Consider the following 22308-nt stretch of genomic DNA (forward strand, 5'->3'; position numbering starts at 1 on the left):
CCTCGCGCTGGTCGCGGCGGTTGTCTCCTTCAGGCATATGCATGAGCTTCGCCTGGGCCACGGTGAGGACCGTTTCGCGGCGGTACTCATTCCGCTAGCGGTCGACGGGACTGATCGTCGTCGCTTCGATGTCCATTCTGCTGGCCAACCGATGTGGTTCCCGCGGTGGTGCCCTGGCCTGGACCCTGCTCGTGGTCGGCAGCCTGGCCAGCCTCGGCGCCAACGTCGCCGTCGCGGAGCCGAGTGTGATCGGCAGAGTCATCGCAGCCTGGCCGAGCGCCGCCCTCATCGGTAGCTACGAGTTGCTGATGTCCCAGATCCGCTGGGCAGCTGGCGAGCTGGTGCACGCCCAAGAGGCACTCGCTCGCGGTGCTGCCCCTGCCACTGGTGCAGATGCTGATCCCGTAGAGCAGCAGGAAGACCAAGGAGAAGGCGCCAGGGTCCCGGTTGAGTACCCCGGAACCGGCCGGGCTCTCCAGCGGATGGCTTGGCGGTGGGCACTGCAGAACCGTCGGACGGATGGGAATCTGCCCAGCGGTGCGGCCATTGCTCGCGCCTTCGCTCGAAGCCCCCATTGGGGGCGGCTGGTCAAGAACGCCGGGTTCACCGGGGAGTTGGTTGACGCCGAGAGGTGACAGCCGCAGGACCGGCCTCTCAACGTCAGCGATCCGCGTCCCCGTACAGCGATCACCTCCGCAAGGCACAGACGCCAACGCCCTGCGGCACCCCGCTCGGATGTGCCGCAGGGATTCATTCCCGCAGCCAGTTGGCCGCAGTCATCGACGACAACTGAACCGCAAACTGATCCGACCGCAACAGGGCCACTCCAGCAACGCCGGGGTGGCCCTGTTCGTTTATGGAGAACCTGAATGATGACGAAGACACCGGCACGCGTGCTTTTCGGGGCTTTGTGCCTGATCGGCGCGCTCGCCTGCACAGCCGCGTGCATGTCCACGCCGCAGGGACCAGTCACCGCCAGGCGGATGCAGCCCAAGATCTTCACCAAAGGGTGGGACTGTGACCGCGAACCAATCGCCGGCCAGCGTCCGGACGAATGCGTGTGGAAAACGCATTATGTGCCCCGACGGTATTGGCTGACAGCCAACAAGATCCACGAGGTGGAGGTCAGACACCGGCAGTACCGGCACTGCCAGGTTAACGACCAGTATCCAGACTGCGCCCGGAACTGATTCGGTCAGAAAGATCCGTATCCGCAGGCACGAGGCCGACTCCGCCACAGTGCTCCAGACGGCGCGGATGCCGAGCCCCTGCAGGGTGCGGGGCGGACTTCAAATATACGAGCCGATGAAATACGCAGCGGGACCACCCTCATGCAGGGGCGGGCCAACGAGGTGAAGCCGGGCACACTGCCGCCGGAGTGGGGGACCACCCCCGCACGCGCGGGGCCGACCGACCCGATGCTTCACCCACCGGCGGCATCAGGGACCATCCCCGCAGGCGCGGGGCCGACGCTCTGGTCGGCACCGTGGCCAAGCGGTTCGGGGGACCATCCCCGCAAGCGCGGGGCCGACGGCTTCGACAGAGCGAAGACCAGCGCGGGCCGGGGACCATCCCCGCAGGCGCGGGGCCGACGAGCCGGTCAGGGGCCGGGCCGGTTCTGGGGCGGACCATCCCCGCAGGCGCGGGGCCGACCGCTACAACCAGGCCCAGCGCCCGCCGGACGACGGACCATCCCCGCAGGCGCAGGGCCGACGCCCTGGTGGCGCTGAAGTCCACGTACGCGGCCGGACCATTCCCGCAGGCGCGGGGCCGACTGCGCCGCCTGGATACGAACCGGGCGGCCCTCGGGACCATCCCCGCAGGCGCGGGGCCGACCGGTCATTGAGCACCAGGTGCCCCGCCAGCGTCGGACCATCCCCGGAGGCGCGGGGCCGACGACGGGTCATGGATGCAGACCGGCGTCCTGACCGGACCATCCCCGCAGGCGCGGGGCCGACGTCCAGTACTGCGTGGTCTGCATGGCCGGCGGAGGACCATCCCCGCAGGCGCGGGGCCGACCGTGTCCTCGTCCCAACAGGTCGCTCTTCGCAGGGACCATCCCCGCAGGCGCGGGGCCGACGCCATCCGCGACGCCGCCGTCTGCACCATCGGCGGACCATCCCCGCAGGCGCGGGGCCGACGTCACCCAGGACGTGAACGGCCGCCGCTACCTGGGACCATCCCCGCAGGCGCGGGGCCGACCTGTCCGGGACGCCGGGGTCGTACCAGGGGGCGGGGCCATCCCCGCAGGCGCGGGGCCGACCAGCCGGGAAACGACGCGACAGACATGATCGTGGGACCACCCCCGCAGGCGCGGGGCCGACGCGCTCGAGGGCGGGGCCGCCGGCTCCCCGGCGGGACCACCCCCGCAGGCGCGGGGCCGACTACCACGTGGGGGACTGCTACGACCCCGACCCGGGACCACCCCCGCAGGCGCGGGGCCGACGCCGTCTATAGAGTCAATCAGTACGGGCGTACCGGACCACCCCCGCAGGCGCGGGGCCGACGTCTGGCTTGCGCACGCGCTCCACGAGCGTGGCGGACCACCCCCGCAGGCGCGGGGCCGACGCTTTTCTGCACCAATGCGCCTTATGCCCGTAAGGACCACCCCCGCAGGCGCGGGGCCGACCGAGCGAGCTGAACCGCGAAGAGCTGGCCGTTAGGACCACCCCCGCAGGCGCGGGGCCGACGAGCTGGCCGCCAGCGAGCAATGGCCCCTGCGGGGACCACCCCCGCAGGCGCGGGGCCGACACTTGTTCACCTGCGGGTTTGCCGGCAGGGTGTGCCGTTTTCCTTCAGTTGAGTCGTGGGGTGCTTCATGTCGAATGCCGTTCGGAAAGTCGCTTCGCTAACGCCGTGAGGCTAACGCACGATACCCCAGGTACGCGCGACGCCCCAGTTTTGTCGCTGGCGGTGTTTAGAGTGCGGTGGAAGCGGAGGGGAGGGTGCGATGCCGTGGCATGACGACTTTGGCTACGACGCCGTTGTAGTGCGGCAACTCGGAGCGCTTTGGGGTAAATCCCGACAAAAGGCAGGCGGGCGGATTAACCTCCTCCTTTCGCACTTATTGGACACGGCGGCTGTTGCCGAGCTGATTTGGGATGACTATTTGGCAGCCTCCACCAAGCGGACATTGAACGACATTTCGAAAGAACGAGGAAGGCTGTTTTTCGCCTGGCTGTGTGGAGTGCATGATTGCGGCAAGGCGACACCGGCTTTTCAACGCGTGGATGCAGAAGGCGCGGAGGCGGTCCGGCGGGCTGGGCTGGGGTGGAACGAGTTCGAGGTCCAGCGGACTCCGTGGCGGCACGACAAGGCCGGTGGAACGCTCCTTCTTCGCGTTCTGCGTGAGGCAGGTTGGGCGCCCGAGCAGATCGCGTGGCTATGGCCACTGGTTGCCGGCCACCACGGAACGGTGCCTGCGATGGGGACACTGGCGGGGCTGAAAACGGCACGGGGCGAGCCGCAGGGCAAGGGCTTGGCCTGGAGCAGGGTGCAGTCGGTGCTGGTGGAGGCGTTCACCCGGCTGGTCGGCTTCGATGACCTCGCGGACGTGCAACCCGGAACGGCGCCGAGCCGCGCCGTACAACTGCAGCTCAGTGGCTTGATCGTGATGGCTGACTGGATCGCCAGCGATGAACGCCACTTCCCCGGGGTCGACGATCTGGCTGATGTGACCATGCAAGGAGCTCGGGCTCGTGCGGTGAAGGCGTGGAGCCAACTCGGCTTGCGTGGCGGTTGGGGAGCGCTTCCAAGCCCGGCGCCGGACGCGTTCGAGCAGCGTTTCGATCAGGGCCCGCGCCCATCGCAGGAGCTGGTGATGCGAGTGGCGCGCCGGATGCCGGGGCCCGGACTGGTGATTGTCGAAGCGCCGATGGGAGAGGGGAAGACCAAGGCCGCGCTGCTGGCGGCCGAGGTGCTGGCCGCCAGGTTCGGCGTCGATGGCGTGTTCATGGGCATGCCGACGCAGGCGACCAGCGATCCGATGTTCAGCCAGGTACGCGGTTGGCTGGACCGGATCGATGGGGAGCTGGCCGGGCAGGTGGCGCTGCTGCACGGCAAGCGGATGTTCAACAAGGAGTGGCGGAGCCTGCTGGAGGGGGCGGACACCGACCCCGACAGCTTCTACGGCAGCGTCGAGGAAGACGATGTCTACGGGTTGGCGGACTCGCCGTTCGGTCACGGTGGGCATGTGATCGCGGAGCGGCAGGCTCCGGCGGAGTGGTTCCTGGGCCGCAAGCGGGGGTTGTTGAGCCCGTTCGTGGTCGGCACCATCGATCAGCTGTTGTTCGCCGCGACGCGGACCAAGCACGTGATGCTGCGCGCTGCCGGGCTCATGGGCAAGGTCGTAGTCCTGGATGAGGTGCACGCGGCCGATGTCTACATGTCGCAGTTCCTGAACGAGGGGTTGCGCTGGCTGGGACAGGCCGGCGTGCCGGTGGTGTTGCTGTCGGCCACCTTGCCGCCTGAGCAGCGGCGCGAACTGGTGACGGCGTACCTGTCCGGCGCCGGCTCCGTGGAGACGTTCGATACGTCGGGACTCCCCCAGCCTGCGGGGTACCCCAATGTCACCGCTGCCTGCGTGAACGACGGCCGAGCCGTCTACGACGTGGATGACTCGCAGCAGTGGCGGGCTGACCTGCCCGTTGCGATCACGGTTCTCCCTGAAGCAATCGGCTCCGGCACGGCAGGGGAAGACCAGAGCAGCGACGAGGCCGTCGCCGAGATGCTGCAAGAGCGGCTGGCCGACGGCGGGTGCGCCCTGGTGATCCGCAACACCGTCCCCCGCGCGCAGCGCACCTATCAGGCGTTGCGCGCTCGATTCGGAGGCGGCGAGGTCCGGCTGTTGCACGGACGCATGACCGCGCACGACCGTGCAGAGCGTACACAAGAGTGCCTGGAACTGCTCGGCCCTTCACGCAAGAAGGGCGCACGGCGATCTGAGCGGTTGATCCTCGTCGCCACCCAGCTTGCCGAACAGTCCTTCGACGTGGACGCCGACCTGCTGGTCAGCGACCTGACCACGATCGACCTGCTGCTGCAACGCCTGGGACGGCTCCACCGCCACGACGGGGTGCCGCGGGCGCCGAAGGTGAGCCGGCCGGAGGTGATCATCACGGGCTTCGCGCCGCGAGGTGAGGCCGCGCCTCTGATCCTTCCGGCAAGCGAGAAAATCTACGGCCGGTACTTGCTGCTGCGCACGGCGGCCCTGGTCTGCGCCGCCGACGGCGGTCACTGGTCGGTGCCCGGTGACGTGCCGCGTCTCGTCGGTCAGGTGTACGGCGATGCCAGTGATGTCGTCCCGCCGAGTTGGGCCGATGACGAGCTGCAGGCGCGAACAGAGTGGGTGGCCCAGCAGGGCGAGCGTGCCCGCAGCGCGGAACACTTCCTGCTCACCCAGGCCAACCAGCACACCAAACCAACGCTGGACGGGTTGCACCGTGGGGCGGCCCCCGGAAGCCTCGCCGAGGACAAGCTCCAGGCAGTGGTACGTGACGGGGACCGCAGCGTAGAAGTGATCCTGGTGCGCAAAGACGAACGCGGATACCGAACGCTGGGCGGCCGGTGGCTAGGAGTCAATGGCGAGGCGCTGTCGGACGAGCTCCTGGAGGAGGTGCTGGGGGCGACCGTACGCCTGCCCGCCAAGCTCACCGACCTGGCCGAGCGCGATCTGAGCCCCCTGGATGGTTGGCGGAGTCACCCGTGGCTGAAACGCAGCCTGGCGCTGATTCTGGACGCCAATACCGCCGCCACCCTGGGTGAATACCAGATCCGGTACCACGACGAACTGGGTCTGGTCGTGGAGGGCGGCCCAAGTCGTCCCACTCGGAGACGCACATGAGGCCTGAGCGGCCAGGCGGCCATGGCGACACGGCGTCGCCCACGACCACCCGGCTCGCACACTACTCAGAGGACTTGCCATGCCGACCTATGACCTGATCGATTCGCCCTGGTTGCTGCCACGGCCACGCGGTGAGGCTGCCCGCGAACTCCGCTCCCTGCGGCACACCCTGCTGAACGCCCACGAGTACGACTCGGTCGAGGTCGAGGTCTCCACACAGACTCCGGCGCTACTGCGCCACCTCCTCGTCCCCATTGTCATGGACGCCCTGGGGCGCCCGGCCGATCGCGCGGAGTGGGCCCGACGGTTCGCCAACGGCCGCTTCACCGAGCAGCAGCAGCAGGCGATTGGCGACTACCTCGACGAGCACCGCTCCCGCTTCGACCTGTTCAGCGAAGAAGCGCCCTTCGCTCAGGTGGCCGGGCTTCACACGGCCAAGCAGGAGACGAAGGGCGCGGCGCTGCTGGTCGCCACCGCCGCCTCGGGGAACAACGTGCCGCTCTTCGCGACCCGTACCGAAGGCGATCCCCTGCCGTTGACGCCCCCTGAGGCGGCGCGGTGGCTGCTGCACGCCCACTGCTGGGACACCGCCGGCATCAAGTCCGGAGCGGCCGACGACCCGCTGGCGAAGGCGGGCAAGACCACGGGCAACGTCACGGGGCCGCTGGGATACCTGGGCGTGATCGTCCCGGTGGGGCGGACTCTGTTCGAGACGTTGATGCTCAACATCCCGATCGGTCATCAGCCGGCCGATGACCTGCCGCAGTGGCGGCGTCCGCCGGCGACTGCACAGTGGCGTTCGCGCGCCGCGACCGGCCTGCTGGACCTGTGGACCTGGCAGTCTCGGCGGATTCGCCTGGTCCCGGAGGAGACCGACAAGGGTTTGCGAGTCTGCCGGGTCGTGGTGTGCGCGGGTGACAGGCTGGAATCCATCCCAGAATGGGAGCCGCATACGGCCTGGATTTTTGCCAAAGCGCCCAAGGGCGCAACGGGAATGCTGCGCCGGCCCCGGCGCCATATGGCGGGCAAGGCCGCCTGGCGCGGCATGGCGGCGTTGCTGGCCGCGGAACGGCAGGACGGCGACGGCGGCGTCGAAACTTCGGTGCTGTTGAGCCAGCTCGCCGACATTCAGGCCGAAGGATTTCTCGCGTTCGACTACCCGCTGCAGGTCCAGACGATCGGGATCGTCTACGGCACGCAGTCCGCGGTCGTGGAGGACATCCTGTTCGACTCGATCCCGCTGCCGATCGCCGGCCTGCGTACCAAGACCGACACTTACACCACCTTGGTGCAGGTGACCGAGCAGGCCGAAGACCTGGCGCGGGCGGTGAACGACCTGTCCGCCGACCTGCGCCGGGCGAGGGGAGCCGACCCGATCCCCTGGGACAAGGGGCAGCGCCCCGGCGAGTTCGTCCTGCATGCTCTGGACCCGCTGGTCCGGCGCTTCCTGGTCGGCGTACGGGCCACGGCCGACGATCCTGAACTGCTGGAGAAGGGCCGCGCTGCCTGGGAGGAACTGGCCGGTCAGCGGACCTGGGAGGTCGCGGAAAAGCTGCTTGCCACGGCCACCGGCAGCGAGTTCGCCGGGCGAGTGGTGAAGAAGGACAACCGCGAGTACGTCTACCGGCTCGCTTCCGCCGAGCAGAACTTCCGCCAGCGCGTGCGCGACGCACTGCCTCGCTGGGCTCAGGCCGTCCGTGACCGGCGTGGGGCTCACTCCGATCAGGTCGCCGCCTCCACGAACGCCCAGCCAGTCTGAAGACGAGGGGATACCCGCATGACCTCCACCACGGATCGCACCGTGCGGTATTGGACCAGATACGTGGCCGCAGACGGGACGTGGCGCGACAAGCGGAAGCTACCGCCGGGCGAGGACCTGGCCGCCTTTCGAGCCGGACTCGGACGCCCTGCCGGCACGGTGCCCGCCCTGTGGCCCTACTACACCTCGCCCATCGACGATCGCCTCGCACGCCAGGACAAGGTTTCGCAGGAGCTGACGGCTGAGCACGCCGCACTTGCCCTGTACGGCCTTCACCAGCAGTCTCGCCCCGACCCGATGCATCGCCCCGACATCCGGCTCGGCCAGGCGCTGCGGCGGTTGCATGAGGACGACCACAACAAAGGGTTCACCCGGGAGGCGGTGGATCGGCGCGTCGACGCCGCCGCCTCCGCCACTCAGGTCTCGGCCTTCCTCACTCACCTGCGCGGATTGGTCTCCCAGTTGCGGACGGTCGGCGCGCCGCTGGACTACGACCTGCTGCTGAAGGACATCCGCGACTGGCAGCGCCCGGACACCCGGCAACTGGCCCGCCGCAGGCTGGGGCTCGCCTACTACGGCTGGCAGCCGGCGCCCAAGCGATAGCCGACCTCACCCCCGCTACTCAGCCACCCGACTCTTTCGGAGCTTCCATGGAAAAGCGCCTGTACATCGACGTGCACATCATCCAGACCGTTCCCCCGGCGAACCTGAACCGCGACGATCAGGGCAACCCGAAGGAGGCCTACTACGGCGGGCACCGAAGGGCGCGAGTGTCGTCCCAGGCGTGGAAGCGCGCCACCCGCAGCAGCTTCGCCGAGCACGCCCCCCAGCAGGACCACGCGACCCGGACCAAGCGGATCGCCGCCGAGCTCGCCAACCGCCTGGCCGGCCGCAGCGGGCTGGAGACCGAACAGGCCACCCGCCTGGCCACCGCACTGCTGCAACCGCTGGGCATCAAGCCGGGCAAGAAGGCCGGAGACACCGCCTACCTACTGTTCTTCGGCTACCGGCAGCTTGAGGACATCATCGACCTGGTCGTGGACCAGGCCACCGACCTCACCGCCCTGGATGATGAGGAACTGGCCAAGGCCGTCAAGGACCTGCCGGTGGCCGAGAAGCTTCAACAGGGTCACCCGATGGACGTCGCGCTGTTCGGACGAATGGTCGCCGACATCCCCGCCCTCAATGTCGACGCCGCTGTCCAGGTCGCCCACGCGCTGTCCACTCACGCCGTCGACCTGGAGTTCGACTACTACACCGCGGTCGACGACGAGAATCCCAAGGAAGAGACCGGCGCCGGGATGATCGGCCAGATCGGCTTCAACTCCGCCACCCTCTACCGCTACGCCACCATCGGCCTGCGCCAACTGATCGACAACCTCGGAGACAGCAGCGCCGCTCTGACCGCTGTCGACGCCTTCATCGAGCATTTCGCCCGTTCCATCCCGTCGGGGCATCAGAACTCCTTTGCCCACCGCACCCTGCCCAGCCTCCTGGCCGTCGTGGTCCGCGAAGATCAGCCCGTCAACCTCGTCTCCGCCTTCGAAAAGCCGCTCTTGCCCGAAGCGGAGGGCGAAGGCTTGGCCGCCGACTCCGCCGTCCGACTGGCGGTGGAGTACGACCGCGCCACCCGGCAATGGGGCGACACGCCCGCCCATGTCGCGGTCTGCCACACCTTCGACCCCGACACGCACACCGGAGAACGGCTCACCACCATCCTCGGCCCGAACACCACCTTCCCCACCCTGATCGCCGACCTGCACGCCGCCCTGGCCGGGCAGATCAAGCAGGACCGATGAACACCTCCCAAGCCACACTTCTCCTGCGCCTGGGCGGCCCCTTGCAGTCCTGGGGCGACCGCAGCGTCTTCAACCGGCGCGACACCCGGCCCGAACCCACCAAATCGGGGATCATCGGCTTGCTCGCCGCAGCCTCCGGCCGACCCCGCGACGAGCCCCTGGACGACCTGCTCGGCCTCCGCCTCGGCGTACGCGTTGACCAGCCCGGCAGCCTGCTGCGGGACTACCACACCGTCAGCGACTACCGCGGACGCCCTCTACCGCAGGCGGGCGTATCGGCGAAGGGGGTGCAGAAGCCCACCTCACCGGCCAAGCACACACACATCACCCAGCGCTTCTACCTTCAGGACGCGGTCTTCGTCGTCGCCCTGTACGGCACCGCCCCCCTGGTGGAGGCGCTGGCCGAAGCCGTACAACGTCCGGCATTCCCTCTCGCGCTGGGGCGCCGCTCATGCGTCCCCACTCAACCGATCTTCCTCTCCATTCAGGATGCCGAGCTGGAGGACGTACTGCGCACCGAGCCCTGGCACGCCACCGAAACGGCCAAGCAGCTCTACGCCCGCGACCGCGGCAAGCCGGCCACCATTGACGTGGCAGCCACCGTAGACCACCCCGACGGCGACGATTCCCTCACCGACGTCCCGCACTCCTTCGCTCCCCGTGAGCGCCGTTTCACCAGCCGCCGCGTCCGGCACTCGTGGATCACCCTGCCGACCGGATTCGCCAAGGACGGCAGCGGCACGCCGAGTACGCCCAGCCATGACCCGTTCGCTCTCCTGGGTTGGTGACCCGACATGACCTATCTGTCCCGCATCAGGATCAATCCGTTGCGCGAGAAGAGTCGGCTGCTCCTGGCCAGCCCACACGCCATGCACGGCGCAGTCATGTACGGCATCCCCGACGCGCCCACCGACCAGCGCATTCTGTGGCGCCTGGACGCCGACGACCCCCGCCGGCCCATGCTGTTCGTCCTGACCGCCACTCGCCCGGACTGGAGTCACCTCGTCGAGCAGGCAGGCTGGCCAGATGCCGATGGAGAGCACGCTGCCATCCGCGACTACGCGCCGCTCCTGGCCCAGATCGCCGTCGGCCGCGAGTTCGCCTTCCGGCTCACCGCCAACCCCGTGCAGAACACGCCCACCCCCGTGAAGCCCACCCCCACCCAGATCGAACGAGCGGAGGAAGCCAAACGCCGTTCCTTCCGTATCGGCCACCGGACCGCTGACCAGCAGCTCGCCTGGTTCCTGTCGCGCACCGAGAAGTGGGGGTTCGACGTCCCGCTCGCCCGGACCGATCCGGCCGCTCCCGGCCTGCAATCCTCCGCAGCGGAACAGACACCTCCGCCGCGCGAGGTACGCATCACAGCCCGCGAGCGCCGCTCGTTCCGTAAGAAGAACGCCGGCAACAACCCGGTCGTCCTGCACATCGCCACCTTCGAGGGCCGACTCCGCATCACCGATGCGTCCGCGTTCACCGAACGGCTGCTGGGCGGCATCGGCCCCGCCAAGTCCTACGGCTGCGGCCTGCTGACCCTCGCTCCCTTGCCGGGCGTGCGGCAGGGGAGATGATGGCCGATATCTGGTGGAAGGCGCACCCGCACGACCTGCACCGCATTGCCGACCGCGTCTCCAGCGTCTACGTCGAACGCAGCCATATCGACCGCGACGAGAACGCCGTCGTGGTCATCAACAAGCGCGACACCGTACGCATCCCCGCCGCGATGGTCGCCGTCATGCTGATCGGTCCCGGCACGCGCATCACCCACGGGGCCGTCCAGCTCCTCGGCGACTCCGGCACCGCCGTGTGCTGGGTTGGCGAACAAGGCGTCCGCCTGTACGCATCCGGCCTGGGACCCAGCCGGGGCGCCGGCCTGCTCTATCGCCAAGCCTGGCTCGTGACCCGCCCGAAGGAGCGCCTCGCCGTCGCCCGCGCCATGTACGGCATGCGCTTCCCCGGCGAAGACGTCTCCGCGATGACCATGCAGCAACTCCGAGGCCGAGAAGGCGCCCGGGTCCGCAAGCAATACCAGACTCACGCACGCCGAACCGGCGTGACCTGGACCGGCCGTGACTACCGCCCCGGCGACCCCTTCGCTACCGGCGACGACCTCAACCGCCTGCTGTCAGCCGCCAACACCGCCCTGTACGGCATCTGCCACGCCGTCATCGTCGGCCTCGGAGCCAGCCCCGGCCTCGGCTTCGTGCACACCGGCTCGGCCACCTCGTTCGTCATGGACATCGCCGACCTGTACAAGGCGGACTACACCATCCCCCTGGCCTTCGACCTCGCCGCCAAGGGTCTGACCGAAGAACGCGACGCCCGCCTCGGCCTGCGCGACCGCATCGCCGAAGACAAACTCCTCGGCCGCATCGTCCGGGACATCAAGACCCTGCTGTCTCCTGACGGCAGCGACATCCCCGAGATCGACGTCAACGAACTCTGGGACGACAAGGTCGGTACGGTCTCCGGCGGAGTCAACTGGGCCGGCAGCGAAGGGGACCCTGACGATCCCCTCTTCATCGAATTCACCCAGGCATCCATGGGCGAGGAACACATCGCCGTCATCGGCCCGGAATTCGGCGACCAACCCCGTGACCGTCGTCGGCCTTCCGGGGAGGCGGACGACACATGACCGTCATCGTCCTCGTCGCCGCGCCTGAAGGCTTGCGCGGGCACCTCACCCGCTGGATGGTCGAAGTCAGCGCCGGTATCTTCGTCGGCAATCCCAGCAAACGCATCCGCGACCGCATCTGGACGCTCCTGGCCAATCGCATCGGCGACGGCCAAGCAGTTCTCGTCGAACCAGCGGCCAACGAACAAGGCTGGGCCGTTCGTACGGCGGGCAAGGATCGCTGGTACCCCGTCGACTTCGACGGACTGATTCTTTCCGCCCGTAACCGCCGCTAAAGCCCCAGGTCAACAGTGTCGGCCCCGCACGCGCGGGGATGTTCCCCCATCCCGGGCGAGGACTACAGCAGAGTGCCCGTCGGCCCCGCACGCGCGGGGATGGTCCGCCGTTTAGGATGATGGGCGTGTATGGCGGGAGGTCGGCCTCGCACGCGCGGGGATGGTCCACAGGACTCCACGATCGTGACGGCGGTGTGGGTGTCGGCCCCGCACACGCGGGGATGGTCCCCGCGTCCCGCAGGATCTCAGCGGGCGTCTGAGGTCGGCCCCGCACTCGCGGGGATGGTCCCACCCTCCACGGAGCCGCCCCTGGCCTCATCACGTCGGCCCCGCACGCGCGGGGATGGTCCGGTCGGGTTCGGGGCGTTCATCGAGGTCCGCTGGCTGGCCCCGCACGCGGGGAGATAGTCCCTCCCGTACCGCCTTGCGCCGCTCCCAGCCTAGGTCGGCCCCGCATGCGCGGGGATGGTCCCATGCCGGGCAGCTCGCCGAACCAGGCGACGATTTCCGCCCCGCACGCTTGGGGATGGTCATGGACTACGGGAGCCAAGCGTGGCGGTCGACCGCCATCACAAATGTGCGGGCTACGAGCCTACATCACGCTCGGTAGAGAATCCGTACGACGGGCTCCTCGTGTGGGATGAGGCTTCCCAGCTTCGTTCGAGCCTTGTAGCTCGGTCCCGCCGATCTGCTGACTGTCATCAAAATGCATGTTCGCGGAGAAGGCCGCCATAGATTCACCTGCCAGCTCAAGAATTGGAAAGCGCTGGTCTATCTGTTCCTGAAACCCCGGTGATCGCCTTCTGCGGTCCAGCTAGCCTGATGACCTTGCGTAGCTGTCTTCCGCCTCTCCGTAAAGGTCGCTGGCCAGTGAGTATTTCGTCGGGCTCGGAATGGGTGCCTCGAATAGGCATTCTTGTTTCCGCTGTCGTGGCGGTTAGCGCATGCCAGGCAGGAGACACCTACGCGCCGGACAGAAAGGCCGTACCCATCGCAACGTCAGCACGGCCCCAGGCCGACATGACGGCGGAAGAAGCGGTCCTAGGCGCGTACCGGGAGCTCTACCCGGCCGGACAACGCGCTGAAAAGGCCCTACCCGCTGAGCGCAGGATGATCCTCGCCGGCGTCGCTGCTCAGCCGTTGCTGGACCGGATGCTCCGCGGTATCGCCGCACTTCGCGCGACCAGCAGGGTCACCTGGGGCAGCCCCGTCATCCACGCCTCGCAGGTCGAGATCAAGGATGACCGAGCGACTCTGCACGACTGCCAGGACGGTAGTAACTCAGGCCAAGCAGACGACAAGATGGGCGAGCGCCTCACCCACGGCAAGAGCGGTACTCACCTGCGGGCGACTCTTCACAAGGGCAAGGACGGGGCCTGGCGGGTGTCGAAGGTCGATCAGTTGGAAGAGCCTTGCTCGTCCACACCCTGACCGCAGTGCTCGTCATCACACTGACCACCCTCCCCGCAGGAGACGAAGACGGCGTAGAGGTGGCAACGCAGACCGCGGGCTACATCGTCACGGGCAAGCAGGCGCCTCGCCCAGGGGCACAGAATGCTGCCAAGAGCAGCTCAAAGGTGACCTGCTCCTATACGCGGTGGGCGGTCGACGGGCAGCAGAACGGCGGTCTCGAATTCGTCGACCCCGCCAGCAATCCAACGCCGAGCCATCCGGAAAAGGCGCCTACTACCTGGTGGAATGCTCCGACGGCTACCGGGACGTCATCTGGATCACCAAGAAGCACGCTCCCGGAACCAGCCCCAGGCAACTGGCTCGCCGAGCCTACGCGCGCATCCCCATCAAGACACCCAAGGTGCTTACCGCCCCGCCCCGAGGCAAGGACGGGCTCGTCGGGCTCCCGCACTGGTTCTACCTGGCCAAGGGCGAATGGGCAGCCAAATCGAAGAGGCTGCGCGCAGGACGCGTTTGGGCCGAAGCCACCGCCACACCGCAGCGGATGACCGTCAACCCCGGTGAGGGCAGAACGATCACCTGTGACGGCCCCGGCACTAGATACGACCCGGCCAGACCCGCCGCCCAGCAGCGTTCCACCTGCTCGTACCGCTACGCCCGCCCGAGCGACTCCAACCGGGTCACCGTGTCCGTGACCTGGGGAGGCACCTGGCGCGGCTCCGGCGGATCAGGCGGCACTCTGCCACCCATCACCCGGTCGGTGACGTTCCCGGTCCGGATCGTCGAGACCCAGGCGCTCGTCACAAAGGGATAGCCCATGCTCTACCGGCTTGCGCCGAACAGGGAACAGGGCAAGGTGTCCCACGTCCGTCCCCTGCCAGGAAGACGCCGCCCCCTGATGCTCGTGGCGAGCGTCGCACTGACGGCCCTCGGCGCACTCGTCGCGTGGGAGGTCTACGGAGTCGCCGGTCAGCAGACACCTGTGCTCGTCATGGCCCGCGACGTGCCCATCGGCCAGCAGCTTCAGGCGCAGGACGTACGAACCGTCGCCATGGGGACGGACCCCGCAGTGCACTCGATGCGCGCTGCGGAGAAGAGCGCGGTGATCGGCAAGCGGGCTGCCGTCGACCTGAAGGCCGGCGGCCTTCTCGCCCCCAGCCAGGTGACCGACAGCTTCACTCCCGCGCCCGGCCAGGTCGTCGTCCCCGTAGCGGTCAAGGCGAGCCAGCTCCCCGCCAGGGGCATCCATCCTGGCGACCGCGTGGTGGCCACCGCTGTACTGCCCGGTACGCAACAAGCGCACGACCACCTCGCACGGGTCGATCGCGTCGGCTCACCGGACGCCGACGGGCTCATCGTGGTGGACCTCGTCGTCCCGGCAGCCGAAGGAACGGCACTCGCTCGTCAGGCAGCCTTGGGGAAGATCGCGATCGTCCTCCAGTCCAGGGCGGAGTGACGTACATGCTGATCGTGCTCTGCTCGGGTGGCCACAGCCCCGGGGTGACCACGGCAGGGCTCGCACTCACCCTCGCCTGGCCGCGCGACGTCCTGTTCGCCGAGTGCGACCCGGCTGGCGGCACCCTGCTGTCGGGCTATCTCGTCGGCCAGTCCCGTGAATGTGGCCTGGGCGAGTGGGCGGTCCAGCTCCGGCGCGGCGTCACGCCGACAACCACCTTGGACGAGCAGGTCTACCACTTGAGCGGCCCGGGAATCCGGCGGGTCCTGCCCGGTCTCGCCGAGCCGGCGCAGGTGGCCTCGGTCCATCCGCTCTGGGGCGGCATCGCCGACGCCTTCGCCGCCATGCCCGGTGACGTCATCGCCGACATCGGGCGGATGGGCGGCTCCGACCCGCAGGCCATGGCGGCCGGGCTTGAGACACAGGGACCATCCCCGCACGCGCGGGGCCGACACGCGCTGCGGCCGGACGGCAAGGCGCCCGAGAAGACCATCCCCGCATGCGCGGGGCCGACATGCTCCCGGCCCGCACCAGCCGGCCGCCCATGGGACCATCCCCGCACGCGCGGGGCCGACCTGCTCGCCGAGTTCACGCTGTCCAACCCCGCGGGACCATCCCCGCACGCGCGGGGCCGACGGCACGTTGAACGGAATGACGAGTTCGGTTGGTGGACCATCCCCGCACGCGCGAGGCCGACATCTGCGGCATGCCCGTGGAGGACGAGCCCTGCGGACCATCCCCGCACGCGCGGGGCCGACGCGCTCGGTAACGGCGCGCTCGGCGACCGCATCGGACCATCCCCGCACGCGCGGGGCCGACGCCCACAACCACGCCAACGTCCAGGAGCGCTAGGGACCATCCCCGCACGCGCGGGGCCGACGGCACGCCGTTCGACCCGTCGCCCGGCGCGGCGGGACCATCCCCGCACGCGCGGGGCCGACAGCTTCGACATCGCCGCAGAGATGGCCTCCGGGGGACCATCCCCGCACGCGCGGGGCCGACCGGGCCTCCCGTACGCGCTTCTCAACCCACGACGGACCATCCCCGCACGCGCGGGGCCGACCTCCCCGAAGCCCATTGGCACTCCATTCGCGCCGGACCATCCCCGCACGCGCGGGGCCGACGCCCACTCGGTACCCCAGTCATCTCTCCACCGCGGACCATCCCCGCACGCGCGGGGCCGACTACCCGCCCGGCGCCGGCCCCAATGCCGGGCGGGGACCATCCCCGCACGCGCGGGGCCGACAACTGCAACCTGGGCCACATCAACATGGCCGCCGGACCATCCCCGCACGCGCGGGGCCGACCGATGACTGACCAGACCCTGTTCGATGCGCTGGGGACCATCCCCGCACGCGCGGGGCCGACAAGCGTCCGCTCATCGCTGCCTCCCTCGCCTCGGGACCATCCCCGCACGCGCGGGGCCGACCCGAGCCGTACCACGTCTACCGCCAGCACTGGAGGACCATCCCCGCACGCGCGGGGCCGACAGTGATCAGTTCTGACTGTTGGTCTAAGACGTCGGACCATCCCCGCACGCGCGGGGCCGACCCGGCACGTCGTACGTCTGGATGTGTCGGTCGAGGACCATCCCCGCACGCGCGGGGCCGACCGGGACGCCTGACGGATAACCACCGGAACCGTCGGACCATCCCCGCACGCGCGGGGCCGACCAGGCCGAACGCCCTGCTGAAGAACCACGGGTAGGACCATCCCCGCACGCGCGGGGCCGACACAGTCCGATCGCGATGCGCGCCCCGGTCCGGCGGACCATCCCCGCACGCGCGGGGCCGACACCGCGCGGAGCGACGGGCAGGGCCAGACGACGGGACCATCCCCGCACGCGCGGGGCCGACGCCAGCCACACACCGAGCGGAAGCGGGCCGATCGGACCATCCCCGCACGCGCGGGGCCGACGGGTGGCCGCGCGGGTTCCGGCTCTGGCTCCGGGGACCATCCCCGCACGCGCGGGGCCGACCACGCCTTGCCGTTCCGGGCCGCCTTGGGCGCCGGACCATCCCCGCACGCGCGGGGCCGACTCCAAGCTGCAGAACGGCTCCGCCCTCCGCGACGGACCATCCCCGCACGCGCGGGGCCGACTGCCACGAGATCCCCGAGAGCCTGCCGGGCGTCGGACCATCCCCGCACGCGCGGGGCCGACCCGAAGTGAAGGAGATCGCCCCTGCGGCCGGCCGGACCATCCCCGCACGCGCGGGGCCGACGGGCCAAGCGTCACAGACCTACACGAGGGGGGAGGACCATCCCCGCACGCGCGGGGCCGACTTCACGTTCTCCGCAATCTCAGTCAGCACCGTGGGACCATCCCCGCACGCGCGGGGCCGACACCAGGGCGGCCCGGCGCGGCGCGGCCTGCTCGGGACCATCCCCGCACGCGCGGGGCCGACCTCATCGAGCCCGGCGCCGCCCTGGGCGACTACGGACCATCCCCGCACGCGCGGGGCCGACACTTGTTCACCTGGGGCTTCAGGAGCTCAGGGGGTGGTTTTCCTTCGGTAGCTGAGCTGAATGTCGCATTGCTGCGTTCCTTGATCTCCGGAGAGAGGTATCTCTGTTGACGCCCGTAGCAGAAGGACGATACCGAAGATACCTGGCCGCATGGCTTTGCCGGCGACGGCACCTGGAGGACCACGTAATCAGCCATCCAGGCCATCCTGCTGAACCCTCGCTACACCGGTCGCCAGGTCTGGAACAAGCAGCGCAAGCAGGAAGAGCTCCTGGACGTCCAGGACGTCACCCAGGGCCACATCACCAAGCTCAAGTGGAATCCCGAGAGCCAGGGGGTCTGGTCGGAGAAGGCCGCGCACGAGCCGATCGTGGGCACGGAGACGTTCGAGCGTGTGCAGAAGCTGCTGTCGGCGAAAGGGCGCCCCGCCGTCGAGCGCAAGCCCTGTCGCAGTCCGAGAGCGTACGTCCTGCGCGGCCTGCTGCACTGCGGTGTCTGTGCGCGCCGGATGGAAGCCTCATGGAACAACGGCCGCACGCACTACCGGTGCAAGTTTCCCACCAAGTACGCCCTGGCCAACAAGATCGAGCACCCGCGTACGGTCTACGTTCGCGAGGACCACATCCTCGGCGAGCTGGACACCTGGCTGTGCCAGGTCTTCGCGCCCGTCAACCTCCGGCGAACGGTCGAGATCCTGTTGGAGGCGCGGGACAGGGAGGCCGACCGGATCGCGATCGAGACGGCCAAGCGGACCGTCGACGACTGCGACCGTCGGATGGCCCGCTATCGGTCGACGCTGGACGCGGGCGGAGATCCTGAGGAGATCGGCAGGTGGATGGCCGAGACCCGGGCCGAACGGCTCAAAGCGGAAGGAAGCCTGCGGGCCGTCAACCGAAAGAAGGACACCACTGAGAAGGAGGTCATGGAGCTGATCCCAGGACTGGCCGAGATGACGCAGGTCCTCAAGGCCGCGGATCCCGCAGACCGGAACGAGCTGTACACGCAAATGGGCCTGCACTTCATCTACGAAGAGAGTCGTCGTAGTTGAAGCCAGGCCCAGCATGTACCGGAGTACGTGTCCGAGGGGGGACTTGAACCCCCATGCCCCGCAAAGGGCACTAGCACCTCAAGCTAGCGCGTCTGCCTATTCCGCCACCCGGACTTGGTGCCTGCACGCGGGACCGTCATCTCGCGTCGGCTCCGTAAGGTTAGCAAACTCTGAGGGGTGCGTCATACCGGTTAACCACCCAGGCGTGGCGGCCCCCGTTTCTTGCCCTCCGCAAGCGCGTGTCGTGGGGCGGCGCGGCAGCTCCGGCCCGCTTCGCCCCGATACGGGAGCCGCGAGCTTGACCACTTACTGGGTCTCTTGTGAAAAGCGCTTGCGGCAACGTTGGGTGCTGCTACGGTTACGGACCGTTGAGGGGTGAGTCCGTGGACCGGCTCCGCCTGATGGTGGAGCCGGTCCTGGAAACCGAGGAGGACACGTGGCACGCACGGCGCGGCAGACGAGGGCGATGTCCCTCGATGCGTGGCGCGTGCCCGTGACTGTCTCAGCAGAGGATCCGATCACCCGCAGGGCTGACCGGATGGCGCGGTTCGCGGCCGGCGCCCGTCGGGTCGTCGTGCGAGCGGTCGCGGTCGGCAGTGTGCTGGCCGCGGGTTGGCTGCTCGCGCTTCTGTTCGGGATGCTCTTCTCCGCTCCGGCTGCCGCGGATTCCACCGCGGCGACAGGAGCCGGCACACCCCCGCACGCCACCGGGTCCATCACGGACGGTTTCCCCCCGGTAGGCACGGCTCCGGTGTTCGACAACGCCGGGGCGATGGCCGGGCTGAAGGTCGACGGGCTCACCAGCCAGTCGGATCCCGGCCTCCCGCCATCCTCCACCGCCGACAACATCCTGGACACCGATGGCTTGGTGCCCAACGGCAGTGGCAACGGCCCGTTCGGGTCCAACATGGGGGACGTCGCGAGGTCTGTCTTCGACCCGCGGCTCGAGGTCATGCACGTCGCTCTTCCGTACGTGCTGCCCCCCGTCGTCCGCACAGCGGCGGACGACCCTTCTTTCTCTCCTGACTGAGTCCCCGCGACAGAGTTCCGGCTTTCCGATGCCGGTGGCGGAGCGCGGCTTCGATCCCTCCGCTCATGGCGGTTCACGACTTTCCGCCAACGGGTGACACGTCAGTCCCTGGTTCGCGATTTCCCCGAGGTCTCCGCTGCGCGCGGCGCCCTGCGATTCCGCAGGCCCCGCACGGGCCACGGCTGGGTGCGAACTGTCAGGTAATCCCCCAAGAAATCAGTAGGAGTATCCATTATGCGTACGTGGGCGAAGGCTTCGGCCCCAGCGGCTCTGCTCGCGGTGGCGGTCATGTCGTTCGGCGGCGGCACCGCGCTCGCCGACACCGACGGTGACTCCTCCGTCGGCGGCGGCAACCAGGTCAACCTGCCCATCTCGCTGCCCATCGACATCAGCGGCAACGCGGTCGGGGTGGCCGGCGAGTCCAGCGCCAGCTCCAAGGGGGGCGCGTCGGTGGTCGACACCGGCCGGGGCGGCATCCCCAACGAGACGTCCGGCAGGTCCAGCGTCCTGGGCGGCAACCAGGTCAACGCGCCGATCAGCGCCCCGGTCAACGCCTGCGGCAACGCGGTCTCGCTGTTCGGCAACTCCGACGCCGGGTGCACCGGCGGCTCGACGGTCAAGACCTCGGGCAAGGGCGGCGCGGGCGGCAACCGCACCTCGGGCGACCACAGCCTGATCGGCGGCAACCAGATCACCGCGCCGATCACGGCCCCGATCAACGCCTGCGGCAACGCGCTGGCGATCTTCGGTGACGCCACGGCGGGCTGCAAGGGCGGCGCCTCGGTGCACAACACCGGCACCGGCGCCGGGGGCAACACCACGTCGGGCCGTTCGTCGGCGCTCGGCGGCAACCAGGTGATCGCGCCGATCAGCGGCCCGATCAACATCTGCGGCAACTCGGTGGCCGTGTTCGGCGAGGCGTTCGCGGGCTGCAAGGGCGGCTCGTCCGTCACCAACGGCGGCGGCCACGGGCGCCACTACCACAGCTCCCGCCACGTGGGCTCGACCGGCAACGACACCGACGGGCGCTACGGCGCCGGCAGCGGCAACCAGGTCATCGCCCCGGTCAGCCTGCCCATCACCGCCTGCGGCAACGCGGTCGGCAACGCGCCCGCCGGGTGCGAGGGCGGCTCGTCGGTGCACAACTCGGCGGCCGGCTCCGGGGCCGGTGGCAACCACACGTCGGGCCGGTCGGGCGTGCTCAGCGGCAACCAGGTGGTCGCACCCGTCACGGCTCCGGTCAACGTCTGCGGCAACGCGGTGGCGCTGTTCGGTGAGGCGTTCGCCGGGTGCAAGGGCGGCGTCTCGGTGAAGAACGGCGGCAAGGGCGCAGGCGGCAACGTCACGTCCGGGCGTTCCGGGGTCGGCTCGGGCAACCAGGTCGTGGCTCCCATCACCGCCCCGGTCAACGCGTGCGGCAACGCGGTCGCGGCGCTCGGCCTGTCGGAGGCCCACTGCAAGGGCGGCGCGTTCGTCTCGCCCCACAACGGCGTGGGCGCCGGTGGCAACACCACGTCCGGCAGGTCCGGCGTGCTGGCCGGCAACCAGGTGATCGCGCCGATCACCGCCCCGGTCAACGTCTGCGGCAACGCCGTGGCCGTCCTGGGCGACGCGGCGGCCGGGTGCCTGGGCGGGGCGCACGTCGGCACCCCGCCGCACCACGGCCACTACAAGAACCACAACAGCAAGGCCCAGGCGGCCAAGGGCGGCGGCGTGCTGCCCGCGCTCCCGGCGGTGCCCGCGCTGAGCGGCCTCCAGGACGCCAGCGGTGTCGCCCAGCAGATGAGCGGCGGCTCCGGCCTGCCGCCGCTGCCGGTCGTCGGCGACGTCGCCGGCACGCTCGGCCTGCCCGCGGTCCCTGGGCTGCCCGGCGTGCCCGCCCAGCCCGCCACCCCGGCGGTCCAGGGCAAGAAGCCCGGCGTCCAGGGCAAGAAGCCGTCCGTCCAGGGCAAGAAGCCGTCCGTCCAGGGCAAGCGGCCGGGCGTCCAGGGCAAGCAGCGGACCTCCGCCGCGACCGGCCCGGTGTCGGCGCTGGAGCCGGCCACCGCCCTCGTCTCCTCGACCCCGGTCGGCGGCGCCGTGAGCTCCGCGACCGGCAGCCTGCCCACGGGTGACCTGGGCCTGATGAGCGCCGCCCAGCCGACCGGCGTCACCGGGATGTCCACCGGCTCGCTGTTCGCGCTGGTGCTGGGCGCCATGTGCGCCGCCTCGGCCACCCTGTTCGCCACCACCCGCCGCTTCCGCCTCGGCCGGAAGTAGCAGCACCTGGCCACTGCCCGCAGCCGGCGGGCAGTGGCCCATAGACGCTTTGCCCGTTCCGGGGGCGCGGCCCGGGGCGGGCAAAGCCTTTGTCATAGAGTGCTGCGCACGCGCACGATCTTTCGGCGCAGCCGTACACGGCGGCTCCCGTCGGGATGGAGCCGCACCCGGGCGAGCTCCCACTGGCCGTACTCAGCGTGCTCGGTCAGCAGCTGACGTGCGGCTTCGCGGGACAGATCGCGCGGAATGAAGATATCCATGTAGGAGTAGTCGAGCACAACGATTAGTCTCCAGGGTGAGTCAGGGCGCCATGCGTCTCGATGGGCCCTTA

The 22308-nt window shown here is 69.4% G+C and carries 17 protein-coding genes, 1 tRNA gene and 2 CRISPR repeat arrays; of the genes, 16 read left to right on the forward strand and 2 right to left on the reverse strand.

The window, feature by feature from the left end; genetic code table 11:
• Positions 1–128 precede the first annotated feature (128 nt).
• The 14 genes from AB0J53_RS11285 (at position 129) to AB0J53_RS11350 (ending at position 18688) form a co-directional block, all read left to right on the forward strand.
• Positions 129–635 carry a hypothetical protein gene (locus AB0J53_RS11285; RefSeq protein WP_364172000.1) on the forward strand — a complete coding sequence of 169 codons (507 nt, stop codon included), beginning with the start codon at positions 129–131 and terminating at the stop codon, positions 633–635.
• A 234-nt stretch (positions 636–869) separates the two neighbouring features.
• Entirely contained in the window at positions 870–1190 is a 321-nt protein-coding gene (locus AB0J53_RS11290; protein WP_364171096.1) for a hypothetical protein, read from the forward strand.
• A gap of 130 nt (positions 1191–1320) precedes the next feature.
• Positions 1321–2751: direct repeats of the CRISPR family, unit length 28 nt; unit sequence GGACCATCCCCGCAGGCGCGGGGCCGAC.
• A 199-nt stretch (positions 2752–2950) separates the two neighbouring features.
• On the forward strand, positions 2951–5842 hold the full coding sequence (gene cas3, locus AB0J53_RS11295) for a CRISPR-associated helicase Cas3' (protein WP_364171099.1): 2892 nt from the start codon (positions 2951–2953) through the stop codon (positions 5840–5842).
• A gap of 79 nt (positions 5843–5921) precedes the next feature.
• Positions 5922–7601 (forward strand): type I-E CRISPR-associated protein Cse1/CasA, encoded by a 1680-nt coding sequence (gene casA, locus AB0J53_RS11300; RefSeq protein WP_364171101.1) that lies wholly within the window; start codon positions 5922–5924, stop codon positions 7599–7601.
• Between the two features lie 18 nt (positions 7602–7619).
• Positions 7620–8204: a type I-E CRISPR-associated protein Cse2/CasB gene (casB, locus tag AB0J53_RS11305; RefSeq protein WP_364171103.1), complete on the forward strand. Its 585-nt coding sequence runs from the start codon at positions 7620–7622 to the stop codon at positions 8202–8204.
• Between the two features lie 47 nt (positions 8205–8251).
• On the forward strand, positions 8252–9400 hold the full coding sequence (cas7e, locus tag AB0J53_RS11310) for a type I-E CRISPR-associated protein Cas7/Cse4/CasC (protein ID WP_364171105.1): 1149 nt from the start codon (positions 8252–8254) through the stop codon (positions 9398–9400).
• Positions 9397–10188 (forward strand): type I-E CRISPR-associated protein Cas5/CasD, encoded by a 792-nt coding sequence (gene cas5e, locus AB0J53_RS11315; protein WP_364171107.1) that lies wholly within the window; start codon positions 9397–9399, stop codon positions 10186–10188. The genes cas7e and cas5e overlap by 4 nt, the downstream gene beginning before the upstream one ends.
• Positions 10189–10194: 6 nt before the next feature.
• Entirely contained in the window at positions 10195–10968 is a 774-nt protein-coding gene (gene cas6e, locus AB0J53_RS11320; protein ID WP_364171109.1) for a type I-E CRISPR-associated protein Cas6/Cse3/CasE, read from the forward strand.
• Positions 10965–12032, forward strand: a complete 1068-nt coding sequence (gene cas1e, locus AB0J53_RS11325; protein WP_364171111.1) for a type I-E CRISPR-associated endonuclease Cas1e — start codon at positions 10965–10967, stop codon at positions 12030–12032. The genes cas6e and cas1e overlap by 4 nt, the downstream gene beginning before the upstream one ends.
• Positions 12029–12307, forward strand: a complete 279-nt coding sequence (cas2e, locus tag AB0J53_RS11330) for a type I-E CRISPR-associated endoribonuclease Cas2e (protein WP_364171113.1) — start codon at positions 12029–12031, stop codon at positions 12305–12307. The genes cas1e and cas2e overlap by 4 nt, the downstream gene beginning before the upstream one ends.
• A 1020-nt stretch (positions 12308–13327) precedes the next feature.
• Positions 13328–13738 (forward strand): hypothetical protein, encoded by a 411-nt coding sequence (locus AB0J53_RS11335; RefSeq protein ID WP_364171115.1) that lies wholly within the window; start codon positions 13328–13330, stop codon positions 13736–13738.
• 262 nt (positions 13739–14000) lie between these two features.
• Positions 14001–14534, forward strand: coding sequence for a hypothetical protein (locus tag AB0J53_RS11340; RefSeq protein ID WP_364171117.1), 534 nt, complete (start codon positions 14001–14003; stop codon positions 14532–14534).
• Between the two features lie 3 nt (positions 14535–14537).
• Positions 14538–15176: an SAF domain-containing protein gene (locus AB0J53_RS11345; RefSeq protein WP_364171119.1), complete on the forward strand. Its 639-nt coding sequence runs from the start codon at positions 14538–14540 to the stop codon at positions 15174–15176.
• A gap of 425 nt (positions 15177–15601) precedes the next feature.
• A CRISPR array of direct repeats spans positions 15602–17642; the repeat unit is 28 nt; unit sequence GGACCATCCCCGCACGCGCGGGGCCGAC.
• 194 nt (positions 17643–17836) lie between these two features.
• Complete coding sequence (locus tag AB0J53_RS11350) at positions 17837–18688, forward strand: recombinase family protein (protein WP_364171977.1); 852 nt, start codon at positions 17837–17839, stop codon at positions 18686–18688.
• A 28-nt stretch (positions 18689–18716) separates the two neighbouring features.
• Here the strand turns inward: AB0J53_RS11350 and AB0J53_RS11355 are convergent.
• Positions 18717–18802: transfer RNA gene (locus AB0J53_RS11355), tRNA-Leu, on the reverse strand.
• A gap of 322 nt (positions 18803–19124) precedes the next feature.
• Here AB0J53_RS11355 and AB0J53_RS11360 point away from each other — a divergent pair.
• Together AB0J53_RS11360 and AB0J53_RS11365 are read left to right on the forward strand one after the other, a co-directional pair.
• A complete protein-coding gene (locus AB0J53_RS11360; RefSeq protein WP_308126180.1) occupies positions 19125–19718 on the forward strand; it encodes a hypothetical protein in 594 nt (197 codons plus the stop codon).
• A 234-nt stretch (positions 19719–19952) separates the two neighbouring features.
• Entirely contained in the window at positions 19953–21977 is a 2025-nt protein-coding gene (locus tag AB0J53_RS11365; protein ID WP_364171121.1) for a chaplin family protein, read from the forward strand.
• 92 nt (positions 21978–22069) lie between these two features.
• On the opposite strand, the gene AB0J53_RS11370 is transcribed toward AB0J53_RS11365, so the two are convergent.
• The gene (locus AB0J53_RS11370; protein WP_219517556.1) at positions 22070–22255 is read right to left on the reverse strand and encodes a DUF5703 family protein; all 186 of its coding nucleotides are present in this window, start codon (positions 22253–22255) and stop codon (positions 22070–22072) included.
• Positions 22256–22308 lie beyond the last annotated feature (53 nt).

Source organism: Nonomuraea sp. NPDC049725, assembly GCF_040674795.1.
Classification (GTDB): Bacteria; Actinomycetota; Actinomycetes; order Streptosporangiales; family Streptosporangiaceae; genus Nonomuraea; species Nonomuraea ceibae.